The 16723-nt window shown below is 73.7% G+C and carries 14 protein-coding genes; 9 read left to right on the plus strand and 5 right to left on the minus strand.

Going from position 1 to position 16723, the window contains the following annotated elements:
• Positions 1 to 94 precede the first annotated feature (94 nt).
• Positions 95 to 2335 (plus strand): adenylate/guanylate cyclase domain-containing protein, encoded by a 2241-nt coding sequence (locus ACIBF8_RS09500; RefSeq protein ID WP_396781935.1) that lies wholly within the window; start codon positions 95 to 97, stop codon positions 2333 to 2335.
• Between the two features lie 29 nt (positions 2336 to 2364).
• Here ACIBF8_RS09500 and ACIBF8_RS09505 read toward each other — a convergent pair whose 3' ends face one another.
• Positions 2365 to 2910: a YciI family protein gene (locus tag ACIBF8_RS09505; protein ID WP_396781936.1), complete on the minus strand. Its 546-nt coding sequence runs from the start codon at positions 2908 to 2910 to the stop codon at positions 2365 to 2367.
• A 292-nt stretch (positions 2911 to 3202) separates the two neighbouring features.
• Here ACIBF8_RS09505 and ACIBF8_RS09510 point away from each other — a divergent pair, with 292 nt between their 5' ends.
• A complete protein-coding gene (locus ACIBF8_RS09510) occupies positions 3203 to 6487 on the plus strand; it encodes an ATP-binding protein (RefSeq protein WP_396781937.1) in 3285 nt (1094 codons plus the stop codon).
• 90 nt (positions 6488 to 6577) lie between these two features.
• Positions 6578 to 7270: a hemerythrin domain-containing protein gene (locus tag ACIBF8_RS09515; protein ID WP_396781939.1), complete on the plus strand. Its 693-nt coding sequence runs from the start codon at positions 6578 to 6580 to the stop codon at positions 7268 to 7270.
• Positions 7271 to 7306: 36 nt separating this feature from the next.
• Here the strand turns inward: ACIBF8_RS09515 and ACIBF8_RS09520 are convergent, their stop codons facing one another.
• The 4 genes from ACIBF8_RS09520 to ACIBF8_RS09535 form a co-directional block, all read right to left on the minus strand.
• The gene (locus ACIBF8_RS09520; protein ID WP_396781940.1) at positions 7307 to 7873 is read right to left on the minus strand and encodes a dienelactone hydrolase family protein; all 567 of its coding nucleotides are present in this window, start codon (positions 7871 to 7873) and stop codon (positions 7307 to 7309) included.
• Between the two features lie 55 nt (positions 7874 to 7928).
• Positions 7929 to 9035, minus strand: coding sequence for a nucleotide disphospho-sugar-binding domain-containing protein (locus ACIBF8_RS09525; protein ID WP_396781941.1), 1107 nt, complete (start codon positions 9033 to 9035; stop codon positions 7929 to 7931).
• A 10-nt stretch (positions 9036 to 9045) separates the two neighbouring features.
• Positions 9046 to 10368, minus strand: coding sequence for a phenylacetate--CoA ligase PaaK (gene paaK / locus ACIBF8_RS09530; protein WP_396781942.1), 1323 nt, complete (start codon positions 10366 to 10368; stop codon positions 9046 to 9048).
• Between the two features lie 67 nt (positions 10369 to 10435).
• The gene (locus ACIBF8_RS09535) at positions 10436 to 10885 is read right to left on the minus strand and encodes a MarR family winged helix-turn-helix transcriptional regulator (RefSeq protein ID WP_396781944.1); all 450 of its coding nucleotides are present in this window, start codon (positions 10883 to 10885) and stop codon (positions 10436 to 10438) included.
• Between the two features lie 135 nt (positions 10886 to 11020).
• Between ACIBF8_RS09535 and ACIBF8_RS09540 the strand changes: the two genes are divergently transcribed.
• The 6 genes from ACIBF8_RS09540 to ACIBF8_RS09565 all read left to right on the plus strand — a co-directional run bounded on the left by ACIBF8_RS09540 (position 11021) and on the right by ACIBF8_RS09565 (position 16720).
• Positions 11021 to 12241, plus strand: coding sequence for an MFS transporter (locus ACIBF8_RS09540; protein WP_396781945.1), 1221 nt, complete (start codon positions 11021 to 11023; stop codon positions 12239 to 12241).
• Positions 12242 to 12382: 141 nt separating this feature from the next.
• On the plus strand, positions 12383 to 13141 hold the full coding sequence (locus tag ACIBF8_RS09545; protein ID WP_396781946.1) for a class I SAM-dependent methyltransferase: 759 nt from the start codon (positions 12383 to 12385) through the stop codon (positions 13139 to 13141).
• A gap of 32 nt (positions 13142 to 13173) precedes the next feature.
• Complete coding sequence (locus ACIBF8_RS09550; protein ID WP_396781947.1) at positions 13174 to 13359, plus strand: hypothetical protein; 186 nt, start codon at positions 13174 to 13176, stop codon at positions 13357 to 13359.
• Between the two features lie 9 nt (positions 13360 to 13368).
• Positions 13369 to 13893, plus strand: coding sequence for a PadR family transcriptional regulator (locus ACIBF8_RS09555; RefSeq protein WP_396781948.1), 525 nt, complete (start codon positions 13369 to 13371; stop codon positions 13891 to 13893).
• Positions 13890 to 14570: an ABC transporter ATP-binding protein gene (locus ACIBF8_RS09560; RefSeq protein ID WP_396781949.1), complete on the plus strand. Its 681-nt coding sequence runs from the start codon at positions 13890 to 13892 to the stop codon at positions 14568 to 14570. The genes ACIBF8_RS09555 and ACIBF8_RS09560 overlap by 4 nt, the downstream gene beginning before the upstream one ends.
• Entirely contained in the window at positions 14567 to 16720 is a 2154-nt protein-coding gene (locus tag ACIBF8_RS09565) for an FtsX-like permease family protein (RefSeq protein ID WP_396781950.1), read from the plus strand. The genes ACIBF8_RS09560 and ACIBF8_RS09565 overlap by 4 nt, the downstream gene beginning before the upstream one ends.
• The last annotated feature ends 3 nt before the right edge of the window (positions 16721 to 16723 follow it).

The raw sequence follows: 16723 nt of genomic DNA on the forward strand, positions 1-16723 counted from the left end.
ACATACGTCGTTCTGCAGATCCCCCGTCGGCCCAGGAATGCCAATCTCCGGAGGTGATCAGGCAACAGCGGGAAGAAAGGCCGGTGCGACACCCATGACAACCAGCATCGTCGACGCGCAGCGGACCGTTACCCCGCTCTGGCCGGTACCGCAGGAGCGGCGTGTCGTCACCGTCCTCTTCGCAGACATCGTCGGATCCACGGCCCTGGTGGACCAGCTCGACCCCGAAGAGGTCCGGGCGTTGCAGCGGGCCTACTTCGACACCGTCGCCGGTGTGCTGCACCGCTGGCAGGGGGTGGTGGAGAAGTACATCGGCGACGCCGTGATGGCGCTCTTCGGCGCCCGGCACTCCGACGGCTTCGACGCGTACCGCGCGGTGCGCGCCGGGCTGGAGATCCAGGCCGCACTGGACCGCCGGCCGATGGTCGCCGACATCAGGCTGCGCGTGCGGGTCGGTGTCGCCACCGGCGAGGTCGTGGTCGACCTGGCCGACGCCGTCACCGGCGGGCACGGCGTGGCCAGCGGCGCGGTGATCACCACCGCGGCCCGCCTGCAGGAGTACGCCACACCCGGCGCCGTCGCACTCTGCGCGGCCACCGCCCGCGCCACCGCCGGCCTGATCACCCAACGTCAGCTGACGCCGGTGCCGGTCGCCGGCCGGGTGCCGCCGGTGCCGGTCTGGCACGCCGTCGGCCCGGTACGCCCGGGCGCCGACCGGCACGACGGCCCGTTGATCGGTCGACGCCGCGAGCTGGCCACCATCCGTGACCAGCTGAGCTGGGCCATCCGGGAGCGGCAACCGCGCTGGATCTCCCTGGTCGGCCCCACCGGCAGTGGCCGCAGTCGATTGCTGCACGAGTTGACCGGTGGACTGACCGCGGTGGACGGCATGCCGGTGCGCTGGTGTGTGGCGGCCTGCCAGCCGTACCCCGATCAGGTGTTGGCGCCGGTCGCGGAGCTGCTCCGCGGCCTCACCGGGATCCGGCACAGCGACGGCCCGACGGCGGCCCACGACCGACTCGTCGCCGCCCTGACGCCACTGTTCCCGCCGACCCGGGTGGCCACCGCGGTCCCGGCGCTGCAGCGGATGTTGACCGACCCCGACGACTCGGCGGCGGCCGTCGCCGGCGCGGCGATCTGCCGCGAGGTCCTGCTGCGGCTCGCCGCCGACCGGCCGCTGATCGTGGCCGTCGACGACCTGGACCGGGCCGCGCCCGCGGTGAGCCGCTTCCTGCACGCGCTGTTCGGCGCGGCGACAGAGCGTGGGCTGCCGCTGGCCGTGCTCACCGTGCACCAGCCGCAGTGGGCCGATACCCGGCCCGGTCCGGCCCGCCAGATGACCATCGGACCACTGGCCACGGTGCAGTCCGGTCGGCTGCTGCGACACCTGCTCACCCGGGCCGGGCAGCCGGTGGCCCTGGTCGACCGGTTGCTGCCGCTGGTGGGAGGCCGCCCCGGGCACGCGGCGGCGTACGTCACGTCGCTGGTGGACGGTGCCGATCCGGCGGCGCTCCCGCTGCCCGAGGCGGTACGCCGGGCCGTCGGCGCGGAGCTGGACCACCTCGACGGTGAACGGCGGGCGGTGCTGATGGCCGCCGGCACCCTCGGCGGCCTGATCTCCGGGGCGGCCGTGGACCGGGCACTCGGCTGGTCGCCCGGCCGGTCCGCACCCGCACTCCGCAAGCTGGTCACCGCCGGGCTGCTGCTCCCCCACCACGTCGACGGGTACGCGTTCGCCGCTCCGGCACTGCGCCAGGTCGCCGCCGAGCGGTTGCCCCGCGCCCTGCGGGCCGTCTTCCAACGCCGGGCCGCCGGCGTGCCGCACCTCGACACCGTGCACCGGGACGCACCCCCGCCCGCTGGTGCGGTCAACGGCTCAGCGGCGAGGAGTGCGGAGATCGTGCGCCTTGACACCGTCGGCGCTCGGACCGGCCGCCTCGACGCCGTCTTCGCGGCGCTGGCCTCGGCAGGGCCGGGCGGCGCCACCGGCCCGACCGCGCTGAGGCGAGGCAGCCCCACCCCGACGATGGCCACCCGTCCCGCCGCGTCGGGTCCCAGCGCCAACCGTACGGCGGGTCCACGCCGGCTCCGAGCCGTCGCCTCGGCGGGCGACGTACCGCCGACGCCGGCCACAGCGGCGTCCCGACCTGCGCGCAGTGCGGGCGGTCACCCATCCCGGGACATCGGACGGCCCGCAGCGTCGATCGGCCCCAAGCCGGCGAGTTCGGCTGGGCACTGGACACCCGCCGACGCCGGCACTGCGACGGGCGTGGTGCGGGCGGTACCCCGCCCACCGTTGATCCGCCCACTGGACGACCTGCCTGCCTCCGCCTGACTCTGGGCATCGGGCCGGTTCGGGGCAGGTCAGGACGGTCGCCCGCCGAACTGCCAGTCGTGCACCTCGATGTCGGCGTACCGGTCGACCGTCAGGATGGCGCGCGCCGCGTCCGGGTTCGGCGCCCGAAGCAGCGCGGCGGTGCCGAGCCAGGTGACGCCGTCGTCGGCCAGCAGAGGCCCGTACGCGATCAGCTCGTCCGGGTCGGGCGGCACGGCCAGGTCGGCGGCCTGCCCGGCACCGAGGCCGAGCACCAGATAACGGTTGCCGCCGGTCCGGCCGCCCGGGAAGTCCCACATGGTGCGGCCCAGCGTGTTGCGCCACCGGCGCAGCAGCACGTCCCGGTACACGCCGGCCTGGTAGTTCGGTTCCGCGAACGCGAACGCCCGCGCGGCGGCCGGGTCGGGCACGTCGACGATGTGCACGCTGCCGGTGGGCGTGTCGCCGACGAAGGTCGGGCCACGGGCGATCATTCCCGCCGCGTACCGGTCCATGTAGGACCAGTGCTCGGGCAACAACTCGTCGCGCAACGCCGCCGAGCCGGGCCGGTCACTGTGGTAACAGAGAAACTCCACGCCGCATTCTCGCCGGGTGCTCCGCATCGAAGGCGGGCCGGGTGCCGCCCGGGCCGCTACGGTACGGACGCCGAGGCCGGCCTAACGCGATCGCTCGTACTCGTCAAAGGCCGTGATCGTCATCGCCACGCCCCGTCGAGGATCTTGGTGATGGCGCCACGATATCGAACGCCGTGCGTCCGGCGGCGCCCCGCGCGGTGGCGGGCCGCCGCCCGCACCTGCGGTGAGCTGGCCGCCCGATGTCCAGCGGAAGCGGGTGAGCCGCCACCGGGCGACTAGGATTGGTGGCGTCATGCTGCTACGGGTGCTCGGGCCGCTTGAGGTCGAGGTCGACACAGGCGGACCGGTCGACCTCGGCGGCCCCCGCCAACGCGCCGTGCTCGCGCTCCTGCTCGCGGCCCGCGGCGAGGTCGTCTCCGTCGGTCGGATGATCGAGGATCTGTGGCGGGGTGACCCGCCACCTCGGGCGATCGCCTCCCTCCAGGCGTACGTCTCGCACCTGCGCCGCCTGGTGGAGCCGGCCCGCGAGCCCCGTACGCCGGCCCGGGTGCTGGTCACCGCACCACCGGGCTACGCGCTGCGGGTGCCCCACGATGCCGTCGACGCCGGCCGGTTCGAGACGCTGCTCGCCGAGGCGCGCGCGGTCGCCGCCGCCGACCCGGCTCGGGCACGTCAGCTGCTCGGCAGCGGGCTCGATCTGTGGCGCGGTCGGGCGTACGCCGAGTTCGCCGGGGAGCCGTGGGCCCAGCCGGAGGTGCTGCGGCTGGAGGAGCTGCGGCTCGCCGCCCGGGAGCTGTTGCTCGACGTGATGGTGCGCGGTGACGACGCGGCCGAGGCGGTGCCGGAGGCGGAGCTGCTGACCCGGCAGGCGCCGCTGCGGGAGGAGAGTTGGCGGCTGCTGGCGCTGGCGTTGTGGCGTACCGGTCGGCAGGGCGACGCGCTCGCGGCGCTGCGCCGAGCGCGGGCGACCCTGGCGGATGAACTCGGCCTGGACCCGGGCCCGGCGCTGGTCGCGGTGGAGTCCGCGATCCTGGGCCAGCGGCTGGACCTGCTGCCACCCGTGACAGCGCCAGCGGTACGCGCCGAGCGACAGGCGTCGGAGGACGTCTTCGTCGGACGGGAGGTCGAGCTGGCGGCTCTCCGGCAGGCAGCGACCGAGGCGGTGGCGAGCGGGCCGCGCGTCGCGCTGCTCAGCGGTGAGGCTGGGGCCGGCAAGACGAGCCTGCTCACCCGTTTCCGGGAGGAGCTCACCGCACGCGGCTGGCTGGTCACCGTCGGTCGCTGCCCCGAGGTCGAGGGCGCTCCGCCGGCCTGGGCCTGGGTCGAGGCGCTGCGGCGACTCGCCGAGCAGGCGCCGCCGGGCCACCTCGCGGCGGCGCTCGCCCCGCTGCTCGGTGGGAGCGACGGTGCGCCCGGTGGCGACGTCACCGCCGGCCGGTTCCGGCTGCACCGCGCAGTCGGCGCCTGGTTGAACGCCGCCGCGGCCGAGAGACCGGTCGCCGTCATCCTCGACGACCTGCACGCCGCCGACGCCGAGACGCAGCTGCTGTTGCAGAGCGTCACCGAGATGACCGCCGGCGCCATCCTGTTCGTGGTGGCTTTGCGGCCCGCCGACAACGCCGAGCGGCTCGCCGACACGATGGCCGTCCTGGCCCGCCGATCACCGCACCGGATCGCGCTCGGCGGTCTGACCACGCCCGAGGTCGAACGGCTGCTCGGCGCGCTGGCCCGGACCGCCGTCGACCCGGACACGGTCGCCGCGCTGGCCGAACGGACCGGAGGCAACCCGTTCTACGTCCGGGAGTCGGCCCGGTTGCTCGCCGCCGAGGGCACGCTCGTCGCCACCTCCGACGTGCCGGAGGGCGTACGTGATGTGCTGCGCCGACGGCTCTCCCGCCTGCCGTCGGCGACCGTCTCGGTGCTACGCCTGGCCGCCGCCGTCGGGCGGGAGGCTGAGGTGCGAACGCTCGTCGACGCCGCCGGCACCGACGAGGGCACCGTCCTCCAGGCGCTGGAAGCCGGGCTGGCCGCCGGACTGCTCACCGAACCGGCGCCGGGGCGGGTGCGGTTCGTGCACGGCCTGGTCTGCGACACCATCTACACCGACGTGCCGCAGCTGCGCCGCACCCGCCTGCACGCGCGGATCGCCGCCGCCACCCGCCGGCTGACGCCCGACGACTACCCGGCCCTGGCCCACCAGTACGCCCGTGCGGCGTCACCCGACACCGCGCCGCTCGCCGTCGACTACGCCATCCGGGCCGCCGAGCTGGCCGAGCGGCGGTACGCGTACGACGCCGCGATCGAGCTGCTCAGCAACGCCGTCGACGCCGCCGAGACGGCCACCGGGGACCGCGACGCGCTGCGGATCGACCTGCTCGGCCGGTTGTTGCGTGCCCAGGCCCGGGCCGGGGCGGTGGCCGCCGCCCGGCAGACCCGCGCCCGGGCGGTCGACATCGCCGCCGCGGCCGGCCGGGACGACCTGCTGGTCGCGGCGTTCACCGCGTGGACCGTCCCCACCCCGTGGCTGACCCACGAGTACGGCGTGGTGGACCATCGCGTGGTCGAGTTGCTCACCCGGCTGCTGCGCGCCGACGACCTGGACCCGGTCGCCCGCTGCCGGCTACTGGAGGCGCTGGCCACGGAGTTGGACGGCGAATCCGATCCCCGGGGTGTCGCGGCCGGACGGGAGGCGCTGGCCCTCTCGCGACGGCTGGACGATCCCGAGCTGCGCGCTCTCGGGCTGGCCGCGCGGGTGCGCACGATGAGCTACGAGCGGGAGGCGCCGCAGCGGCGGGAGTTGGCCCTGAAGCTGCGCGACCTCGCCGACGAGCACGGGCTGGTGACCTACCGCTCGGTCGCCGAGCAGGTGCTCGGCCACAGCGCCGCCGCGCTCAACGAGCCGGACGAGCTGCGCCTCAGCGTCGCCCGGCACGGATGGTTGGCCGAGACGTACCAGCTGCACGAGGCGCAGACGATCCACCTGTGCTCGCTGGGCACCCTCGCGCACGTCGCCGGTGACTTCGTTGCCGCGCGGCGGCACTACGACGAGGCCGCCGTGCAGATGCGACGACAGGGTTCGTTGCACGCCGACGCCTTCCACTTCTTCTCGCTGGGGACCCTGCTGATCAGCCAGGGACGGTTCGGTGAGCACCTGGAGGCGACCCGGCGGATCCGGGGGTCGTTGGGCCCGATCGTGGACGACCTGCTGGCGCTGGCGCTGATCAAGAGCGGACGCGTGGACGAGGCGCGGGCCATGCCGATCGGGCGGCACACGTACCGCCCGGACTACTTCGAGTCGGCGCTGCTCAGCGTACGCGGGATGGTCGTCGTGGCGCTGGGGCGACGGGACCTGGCCCAGCCCGTGATCGACGCGCTGCTCCCGGTCCGCGACCAACTGGCCGGTTTCTCCACCACCGCGGCCGTGGTGCGACCGGTGGCGCTGACGCTCGGGGAGCTGTTCCGGCTCCTGGGCCGCACCGAGGAGGCGACCCGGCACTTCACCCTCGCCGCGCGGGTGGCCCGCCGGTGGGAGTCGCCGCACTGGCTGGCCGAGGCGACGGCGGCCCTGGCCGACTGACCGTCGCCGCTGGTGGATTCCAAGCCGGTTCCAAGTGACACCGAGCATGATCAACATATCTGTGCCAGTTGATCCCTCGGAAAGGTCACCGTGAACCAGAACCACCGCGAAGCCATGGCCGACGTGCGCGACATGTACATGGCGCACTCGGCGCTCCGTCGCGAGTTCAGCCTGCTGCCGCAGCTCGTCCGCGACGTCACACCGGGCGACGCCACGCGCGCGGAGGTCGTCGGCGCCCACGCCGAGATGCTCTGCCACATCCTGCACATGCACCACGAGGGCGAGGACCTGCTGCTGTGGCCGCTGCTGCTGGAGCGCGGAGGCGCGGAGGCCACGGCCATCGTCCCCACCATGGAGGCGCAGCACCACGCCATCGAGGAGGCCCACGCGGCGGTGGTCGCGCTGCTTCCCCAGTGGCGCCGCACCGGGCGCGGCGGTGACCAGCTCGCGGACGCCCTGGAGCAGCTGCGCACCGCCCTGATCGAGCACATGGCCCTGGAGGAGCGCGAGATCCTGCCGCTGGCGCAACGACACGTGACCGCCCGGGAGTGGATGCGGCTCGGCGAGCACGGAATGAGCAAGTCCCCGAAGAAGCTGCTGCCGCTGGCCTTCGGCCTGGCCATGTACGAGGGCGACCCGGCGGTGGTCAAGGCGGTGCTGGCGCACGCACCGCTGCCGGCCCGGCTGCTCATGCCGATCATCGCGCCCCGGCTGTTCGCCAGCCACGCCAAGCGGGTGCACGGCACCGCCACGCCCCCGCGCATCGGCGCCAGCGCCAACTAGGGCGGAAGGGGCTCACGGCGGTGCCACCCCGGGCGCTCAGCGGGCGGCCAGGAAGGCCAGCACCCGCGGCCACGCCGCCTCGCTGGCGTCCGGGGAGTACTCGGCCACCTCCGGATCGGTGAACAGGTGCCCCACCCCGGGGTAGCGGAAGACCGCCAGGTCCGCGCCGGCGTCGGTCATCGCCTGTTGCCACTCGTCGACCTCGTCCGGCGCGTCGTACGGGTCGGGGTCGGCGAGGTGCAGCTGCACCGGCAACCCGGATCGGACCGCGTCCGGTGCGCCACCGGTGCCGTGCAGCAGGAGCAGACCGGCGGCGGCGGGGCGCTCGGCCAGCAGCGCCCCGGCCACTCCGGCACCCATCGAGAAGCCGGCGAGCACCGTCTCCGGTGGCAGGTCACGCAGCGCGGCCCGGGCCCGGTCGAGCACCACGTCGTGGCCGATCTTGTCGAGCAGCGCGAAGCCCTCCTCGACCGTGTCGGCGGCCGGAACGCCGTACAGGTCGGGTGCGCTGACCTGGTGCCCGGCGGCGCGCAACCGGTCGGCGGCGGCGCGCACGGCGGGCCGCAGTCCGTACACGGAGTGGAACAGCACGACGTGTCGCATCCGGTCATCCTGCCGCAACCGACGGTCCGTCCGGTGTGGCCACGCCCGGCTGACGTCAGACCAGTGCCGCCAGTCGCGCCACGAGGTCGGTCGGCGGCGGCATCGCGGCCATCTCGCGGCTGACCTGCACGGCGGCGGTGCGCAGGCCGCCGTCGGTGAGCAGTTGGGTCAGTGCCGACGCGGTGATGTCCGAGGGGCGCAGCGCCAGGCCGGCACCGCGGCGGGCCACCAGCTCGGCGTTGTGCCGCCGGTCCCCCGGCCCCGTCGTGGCCAGCTGGGGTAGGCCGGCGGCGAGGGCGCCGAAGGCGCTACCCGCCCCGCCGTGGTGCACCAGCGCCGCGCTCGCCGGCAACGCCTCGTCGAGCGGAATCCAGTCGACCACCCGCACGTTGCCGGGCAACGAACGGGCCGACCGCTCGTCCGGGCGGACCAGCACGATCTCGGCGTCCACCTGGGCGGCGGCGGCCACCACGGCGGGCATCGGCCCCCGGTCGCCGGGGCCGGTCAGGGTGCTGCGGGTGACCAGGATCCGGGGTCGCTCCCCCGGCTCGCGCAGCCAGGCCGGCAGCTCACCGCCGCCCACGTAGGAGGTGTAGCGCATCGGCCAGCCATCCTGAGCCGCCACGCTGGGCGGGGCCACGGCGAGGGCGGCGGCCGGTGCCGGCAGCTCGGTGAGGCCGTGCCGGCGCAGCGCGGCGCCGAGTCGGGCGACGACGGCGCGGACCAGCTCCCGGCCGTCGAAGAGGGCGTTCTCCTGGCGTACGGCCGGCACGCCGAGCCACGCGGCGGCCACCGCGCCGGCCACCGCGAACGGCTCGTACAGCACCAGATCCGGCCGGCACCCGGTGGCCAGCGCGACCACCGGGTCGGTGAGCCGATCGTTGAGCGCGCCGAACAGCAGGCCGGCGCCCCGGGTGCCGGCGGTACCGGCCAACTCGGCGCGGGCGATCAGCGGGTGGCGGGGAAAAACCCGCAGCGCGATCCGTCCGAAGTCGAAGCCGGGCGCGATGTCGTGCACCGGCAGACCGGCATCGGCGGCGGCCAGCCCTCCGCCGCCCGTGGCCACCAGCACGTCGTGGCCGGCGTCGCGCAACGCCACCGCGAGCGGCACCAGCGGGAAGACGTGCCCGACGAGGGGGGCGGAGACCACCAGCACACGCATGGGCGGGATCCTATGTCGACGACGCCATCGAGGCGGGCCGCTGGTCGACGATCCGGCGCATCTTGCCCATCGACCGTTCCACCGTGTCCGGCGCGAGGACGTCGACGGCGACGCTCACGCCGATGGTGTTCTTCACCAACTGCACCAGCGTGGCACCGGCCCGCTCGGCCGCGTCGACGGTGACGTCGGCCCGGCGTTCCACCCGCACCGTCAGGGTGTCCAACCGGCCCTTTCGATCGAGGACGCACTGGAAGTGCGGCGACAACTGCGGGGTCCGCAGGATCAGCTCCTCGATCTGGGTGGGGAAGATGTTCACCCCACGCAGGATCATCATGTCGTCGGTCCGACCGGTGATCTTCTCGATCCGGCGCATCGGCCGGGCGGTGCCGGGCAGCAGCCGGGTCAGGTCGCGGGTGCGGTAGCGCACGACCGGCATCGCCTCCTTGGTCAGGGAGGTCAGCACCAGCTCGCCCCGCTCGCCGTCGGGCAGCACCGCCCCGGTGACCGGGTCGATGATCTCCGGATAGAAGTGGTCCTCCCAGAGGTGCAGCCCGTCCTTGGTCTCGACGCACTCGGTCGCCACGCCGGGACCCATCACCTCGGAGAGCCCGTAGATGTCGACGGCGTGGATGTCCAGCTGCTGCTCGATCTCCCGGCGCATGTCCTCGGTCCACGGCTCCGCACCGAAGATGCCCACCTGCAACGAGGTGGCGCGAGGGTCGATGCCCTGGCGGCGCATCTCGTCGACGATGGCCAGCAGGTAGCTGGGCGTCACCATGATGACCTCAGGCTCGAAGTCGCGGATCAGCATCACCTGCCGCTCGGTCATGCCCCCGGAGACCGGGATGACCGTGCACCCGAGCTCCTCGGCCCCGTAGTGCGCGCCCAGGCCGCCGGTGAAGAGCCCATAGCCGTACGCGACGTGCACCCGGTCGCCGGGACGGCCACCGGAGGCGCGGATCGAGCGGGCCATCAGGCGTGCCCAGGTGCGCAGGTCGTCACGGGTGTAGCCGACCACCGTCGGGCGGCCGGTGGTGCCGGACGAGGCGTGCAGACGCGCCACCCGCTCCCGGGGTACGGCGAACATCCCGAACGGGTAGTTCTCCCGCAGCTCGGCCTTGCCGGTGAACGGGAAGCGGGCCAGGTCGTCGAGATCCCGGCAGTCGTCGGGGTGCACCCCGGCCGCGTCGAACGCCCGGCGGTAGTGCGGCACGTTGTCGTACGCGTGCCGCAGCGACCAGCGCAGTCGGTCGCGTTGCAGGGCGCGCAGCTCGTCGATGCCGGCCCGCTCGATGGGCTCCAGCTCCTCCCGACGAGGGGTGCGGTCCTGCATCGGCTGCCTCCTTGGCGCGGCGGTCCCGGTAGGGCTGCCGGTACGGTACGCCCGCGCCGGTAGGCGGTCAGCGGCCGGCCGGCAGCCGGTGCAGGGCGTCGACCAGCGGGGCCAGCTCGGGGGTGGCCTCCGCCGCCGCGAGCGCGTCGGTGAGCACCCGGTCGTGGGTGGGGCGGGCTTGGGCGAGCAGCGCGTCGCCGGCCGAGGTCAGCTCGGTGTAGATGCCGCGCCGGTCGTCGGCGCAGAGGATGCGGGTGAGCAGCCCGCGCTGCTCGAGTCGGGTGACCAGGCGGGTAGTGGCGCTGCCGGACAGCGCCGCGGCGCGGGCGAGCTGGCTCATCCGCATGTGCCAGCCATCCTGCCGGGAGAGCGCGTCGAGCACCGTGTACTCGACGACGGACAGGTCGTGGCCGGTCTGCAACGCCCGTTCCAGGGACGTCTCGATCAGCCCGTGCAGGGCGGCGAGGGTGCGCCAGCCCTGCGCGCGGATCTCGACGGCGTCGTCGGCGATGCCCATGCCGGCCTCCGGGGTGTGATCTGGATGGCCCCACGCTATCACGCTTGCGCCGATATAAAGCGTGTGCAAGTATTTCGTTGCTGACGCCTGTAGTTGCATGCGCCGCATATCTGACCCCTCCCGGATGGGAAGACCATGTCCGTACGCCAAAAGTCCCTGCCGCCCGGCCTGATCGCGCTGGCCATCGGCGCCTTCGGCATCGGGCTCACCGAATTCGTGATCATGGGGCTGCTGCCCGAGGTGGCCGCCGACTTCGCGGTCACCGAGCCGGTCGCCGGCTGGTTGATCTCCGGCTACGCGCTCAGCGTGGCCGTCGGCGGGGTCGTCCTCACCGCGGCGGTCACCCGACTGCCGCGCAAACCGGTGCTGCTCGGCCTGATGGTTCTCTTCATCATCGGCAACCTGCTCTCCGCCGTCGCCGGCGACTACGCCGTGATGATGGCCGGCCGGATCGTCGCGGCGCTGTGCCACGGCGCGTTCTTCGGCATCGGCGCCGTGGTGGCCGCCGGCCTGGTCGCGCCGGCTCGCCGGGCGGGCGCCATCGCCATGATGTTCGCCGGCCTGACCATCGCGAACGTGCTCGGTGTGCCCTTCGGCACCTTCCTCGGGCAGCACTTCGGCTGGCGGTCGACGTTCTGGGCGATCACCGCCATCGGGGTGGTGGCTCTGATCGGGCTGGCCCTGCTCATCCCGGGTCGCGCCACCGCCACCGCCGACCGCCCGGCCGGCGGGCTGCGCGGCGAGCTGGGGGCCTTCACCCACGCGCAGGTCTGGCTCTCCCTGGTGATCACCGTCTTGGGCTTCGGCGGGATGTTCGGCGCGTTCACCTACATCGCCTACACGCTCACCGAGGTCAGCGGCTTCGCCAGCAGCACCGTGCCGTGGCTGCTCGTCCTCTTCGGCGTGGGGCTCTTCGCCGGCAACCTGCTCGGCGGCCGGGCGGCGGACCGGTCCCTGTCGCGCACCCTGGTCACCGTGCTGGCGGTGCTCACCGTGGTGCTCGTCGGCTTCGCGCTGACCGCCACGAACCCGGTGCTGACCATCGTCGCGCTGGTGTTGATGGGTGGGTTCGGCTTCGCCACCGTGCCGCCACTGCAAATGCGGATCATGCGGTACGCCCACGAGGCGCCGACCCTGGCGTCCGGGGCGAACATCGCGGCGTTCAACCTCGGCAACGCGCTGGGCGCCTGGATCGGCGGTGTGACCATCGCCGCCGGTTTCGGCTACACCTCGCCGATCTGGGCCGGCGCCGCGCTCACCCTGGCCGGCCTGGGCGTCCTGCTCGCCGCATTGCGACTGGCCCGCCGCGACGAGCCGGCGGCGGCCGATAACGCCCTGGTGGACACGACGGTCTGACCCACCGGAGGGACAACGCCGGGCCGGGCGGACACCCGGCCCGGCGTCGCTCTGATCATCGCCCTGCCATCATCTCGCAGTTGCAAAAGATGTGCAACAAGGTCTGGACAACGCGCTCGTGCCGTAACTAGCCTGATCGCTATGAGTCCTTACATTGTGGATCCCTGGGCCTGGCAGGAGAGCTGGGACCGCCAGCAGGAGGCGTACCTACCGGACCGGGAGCACCGGTTCACGGCGATGCTCGACACCGTCGACGCGGTCCTCGACGGTCGCCCGCCACGTGTGCTCGACCTGGCCGGCGGCACCGGCACCATCTCGCTGCGCACGCTGGCGCGCTTCCCCGCCGCCCAGGCGACCCTGGTCGACCTCGATCCGGCGCTGCTCGCCATCGCTGGCGCCTCGCTGGCGGACCGGGCCACCATCGTCTCGGCCGACCTCGGCAGCCCCGAGTGGCGCGCCACGCTCCCCCACCGCGACTACGACGCCGTGCTCACCGCCACCGCACTGCACTGGCTGCCGGCCGACCGCCTCAGCCAGCTCTACGCCGAGCTGCGCGACGTGCTGCGCCCCGGCGGCGTCTTCGTCAACGCCGACCACATGCCGGACGACGCCCTGCCGGGGCTGACCAAGCGGCTGATGGACCGGGCCCGGGACCGGCGCAACGCCCGGTACGCTGCCGGCTCGATGCTGTCCTGGTCGGACTGGTGGGAGCGGGCCGGCGCCGATCCCGCGCTCGCGCCGCTGGTCGCCGAGCGGCGGACCATCTACCCGACCGGCCACAGCCCCGAGTGGAACCCGCCGGTCTCCTGGCACCTGGCCGCCCTCACCGCGGCCGGCTTCAGCGAGGTCGGCACGGTGTGGCGAGGCGGCCCGGACGCCGCCGTCGCGGCCGTACGCTGACGCCACTGTCGCCGGCACCGCGCTGACGAGTCGTGCCAGAGAAGTTCGAGCCGCGTACCGACCCCGAGGCCGGGTCGCTGCTGCTCGGCGTCCACACCGGGTGGCCGGCCGGCCCGGCGGTCAGCGCGTTGCTCGGCACCGGCGTCATCGACACCGCCGACTGGATCAGGCAGTCGAACACACCGAGTGTATATACGCGAGGTATACCCTCGGTGTAGTCTCCTCGCATGAGCGTGCCACTGACTCTTCTCGGCCTCCTCGAACGGGAGCCCAGCCACGGTTACGACCTGAAGCGCGACTACGACGCCTTCTTCGGCCGGGGCAAGCCACTGCCGTTCGGCCAGGTCTACTCCACCCTCAGCCGACTGGCCCGCGACGGCAAGGTGGTGATCAGCGACGTCGCCCCCGGCTCCGGCCCCGACCGCAAGCGCTACATCATCACCGACGTCGGCGCGACCGAGGTCGAGCAGTGGCTGACCCAGCCGGTCGACCCGGAACCGCACCTGCAGACGGTGCTGTTCGCCAAGGTCGTGCTCGCGCTGATGCTGGACCGACCGGCCGCGGACTACCTCGACACCCAGCGCAGCGCGCACCTGCGACGGATGCGTGAGCTGACCGAGATCAAGCGCGCCGGCAGCCTGGTCGACGCGCTGCTCGCCGACCACGGCCTGTACCACCTGGAGGCGGACCTCCGGTGGATCGAGATGACCGGCGCCCGACTGGACGCCCTGCGGAAAGAGGTGCGGCCGTGAGCGTCGTGATCGAAGCGCATGACGTGAAGTTCTCCTTCGGCCAGACCCCCGCCCTGCGCGGCGCCAGCGTCGCCGTGGAGGCGGGCGAGGTCCTCGCCGTCATGGGCCCCAGCGGCTCGGGCAAGTCCACCCTGCTGCACTGCCTGGCCGGCATCCTGGTGCCCGACTCCGGCGAGATCCTCTTCGACGGGGCCCCGGTGCACGCCATGGCTGAGACCGAGCGCAGCAGCCTGCGCCGGGACCGGTTCGGTTTCGTGTTCCAGTTCGGTCAACTCGTCCCCGAGCTCACCGCGGTGGAGAACGTCGCCCTGCCGCTGCTGCTCAGCGGGGTGGGCCGGAAGCAGGCGCTGCCGAAGGCGCGGGCCTGGTTCGCGCGCCTCGGCCTGGACGGCCTGGAGCAGCGGCGGTCCGGTGAGCTGTCCGGCGGGCAGGCGCAACGCGTCGCCCTGGCCCGCGGCCTGGTCGCCGAACCGCAGGTCCTCTTCGCCGACGAGCCGACCGGCGCGCTCGACTCGCTCACCGGCGAGCAGGTGATGGACCTGCTGGTCGGCGCCGCCCGCGAGCAGGGCACCACGGTCATCCTGGTCACCCACGAGCCGCGGATCGCGGCGTACGCCGACCGTGAGGTCATGGTCCGCGACGGGCGCGTGAACGCGCCGGACCGGATCGCCTCATGATCCGCTTCGGGCTCCGCCTCGCCGTGGCCGGCGGCCGTGAGGCGCTCACCCGGCTGATCGTCATCGCCGCCGCCGTCGCGATCGGCAGCGGGCTGCTGCTGACCACCCTCGCCGGGGTCAACGCCGTCAACGCCCAGCTCACCCGGTACGCCTCGATGTATCCGAACGCCTCCGCCAGCGAGGCCGACCCGCTGTGGTGGTCGAACCGGCAGGACTACTTCCACGGTAAGCAGATCATTCGGATCGACGTCGCCGCGACCGGCTCGACCGCGCCCACCCCGGTTGGTGTCCCGACCATCCCCGGCCCCGACGAGTACTACGCCTCGCCCGCGTTCCGCGACCTGCTGGCCGCCCACCCAGCCGATCAACTGGGCGACCGCTACCCGGGGCGTGACCTCGGCACCGTTGCTCCGGCCGCGCTGACCTCGCCGGACACCCTGCTCGTCATCGCCGGCGGCACCCCCGAGCAGGTCGCCAAGCTGCCCAACGCGCAGCAGGTCACCCACGTCGGCGACGCCCCCGCCCTCCCCGAGGCCACGGTGAACCTCATCCTGGGCGTGACCGCCGGCGGGTTGCTGTTCCCGGTGTTGATCTTCATCGGCACCGCCACCCGGCTCAGCGCCGCCCGGCGGGAACAGCGCTTCGCCGCGATGCGCCTGGTCGGCGCGACACCCCGGCAGATCTCCCTGGTCGCCGCGGTGGAGGCGGCCGCCGCCGCCGTCGCCGGCACCGCCGTCGGCTTCGCGCTGTTCTACGCCTTCCGCGCCCCGCTCGCGGGCATCCCGTTCACCGGCATGCCGTTCTTCCCCAGTGACATGTCCCTCGGCCTGCTGGACGTCCTGCTGGTGGCGCTCGGCGTCCCGGCCGGGGCGGCGCTGGCGGCCCAGGTCTCGCTGCGCCGCGTACGCATCTCGCCGCTGGGCGTCACCCGCCGGGTCACCCCCCGCGCGCCGCGCGCGTACCGGCTGATCCCGATGGTGCTCGGCGTGGCCGTGCTGGTCTTCGCCATCGGCTTCCGGCCCGAGACGTCCGACGGCCAGGCCGCGGTGTTCCTGCCCGGCCTGCTGCTCATCATGGCCGGCCTGGTCTTCGCCGGTCCGTGGTTGACGATGGTCGGTGCCCGGGTGCTGGCCCGCTACGCCAACCGCCCGGCCACCCTCATCGCCGCGCGTCGCCTCGCCGACAACCCGAAGGCCGGCTTCCGGGCGATCAGCGGCATCATGCTCGCGCTCTTCGTGACGAGCGTGGCCGTCGGCGTGATCACCACGATCGTCGGCAATCGCGGCCCGGCCCCCACCGGCTCGACCGACGCGGGCACGGTGACCACCGTCTTCGACGAGAAGGTGCCGTCGGTGCCCGACACGCTCGTCGCCGAACTGCGGGCGATCAGCGGGGTGCGGTCCGCGACCGCCATCCGGGAGAACCCGGTGATGACCGACTCCGGCGAGGTGGGCGTGATCGCGTGCACCGACCTCCCGAGCGCGTACGGGCGGTGCGCCGGCGGCGCGAGCGTCATCGAGGTGCCGTTGGGCCTCAGCCGCTGGCGGGAGTCGGCGTCGCCCGCGACGGTCTGGCCCGCCGCGTCGCTCACCCTCGACGCACTCCAGCGGCTACCGGTCGGGGCGATGGTCGTCGGTACCGACGGGTCCTCCGCCGCCATCGAGCGCGTCCGCACCGTACTGGAGATCGCCTATCCGACGTTCTGGGTGGGGCCGAACGTGCCCGGCGACTTCGAGTCGGACTTCGCCGACACGCTGCGCGGCTGGGAACAGCTGGCCAACGTCGTCATCGTGGCCAGCCTCGCGCTCGGCGGGTGCAGCCTCGCGGTCAGCGTGATCGGCGGTCTCACCGAACGCCGACGCCCGTTCAGCCTGCTGCGCCTCAGCGGCGCGCCGGTGCGGGTCCTGCGTCGGGTGGTGGCGCTGGAGAGCGCCGTACCGATGCTCGCCGTCGCCGCCGTCGCCATCGGCATGGGCCTGCTCGCCGCCCACCTGTTCCTGCGGGCGCAGATGGACTACACGCTCGTCGCGCCGGAACCGCGCTTCTACGCGATCGTCGTCGTCGGGTTGGCAGCCTGCCTCGGGGTCATCGCCTCCACCCTGCCGCTGCTGGAACGCATCACCGGGCCGGAGACCGCCCGCAGCGAGTAGTCG

This window comes from Micromonospora sp. NPDC050276 (assembly GCF_044459545.1).
In the GTDB taxonomy this organism is placed as follows: Bacteria; Actinomycetota; Actinomycetes; order Mycobacteriales; family Micromonosporaceae; genus Micromonospora.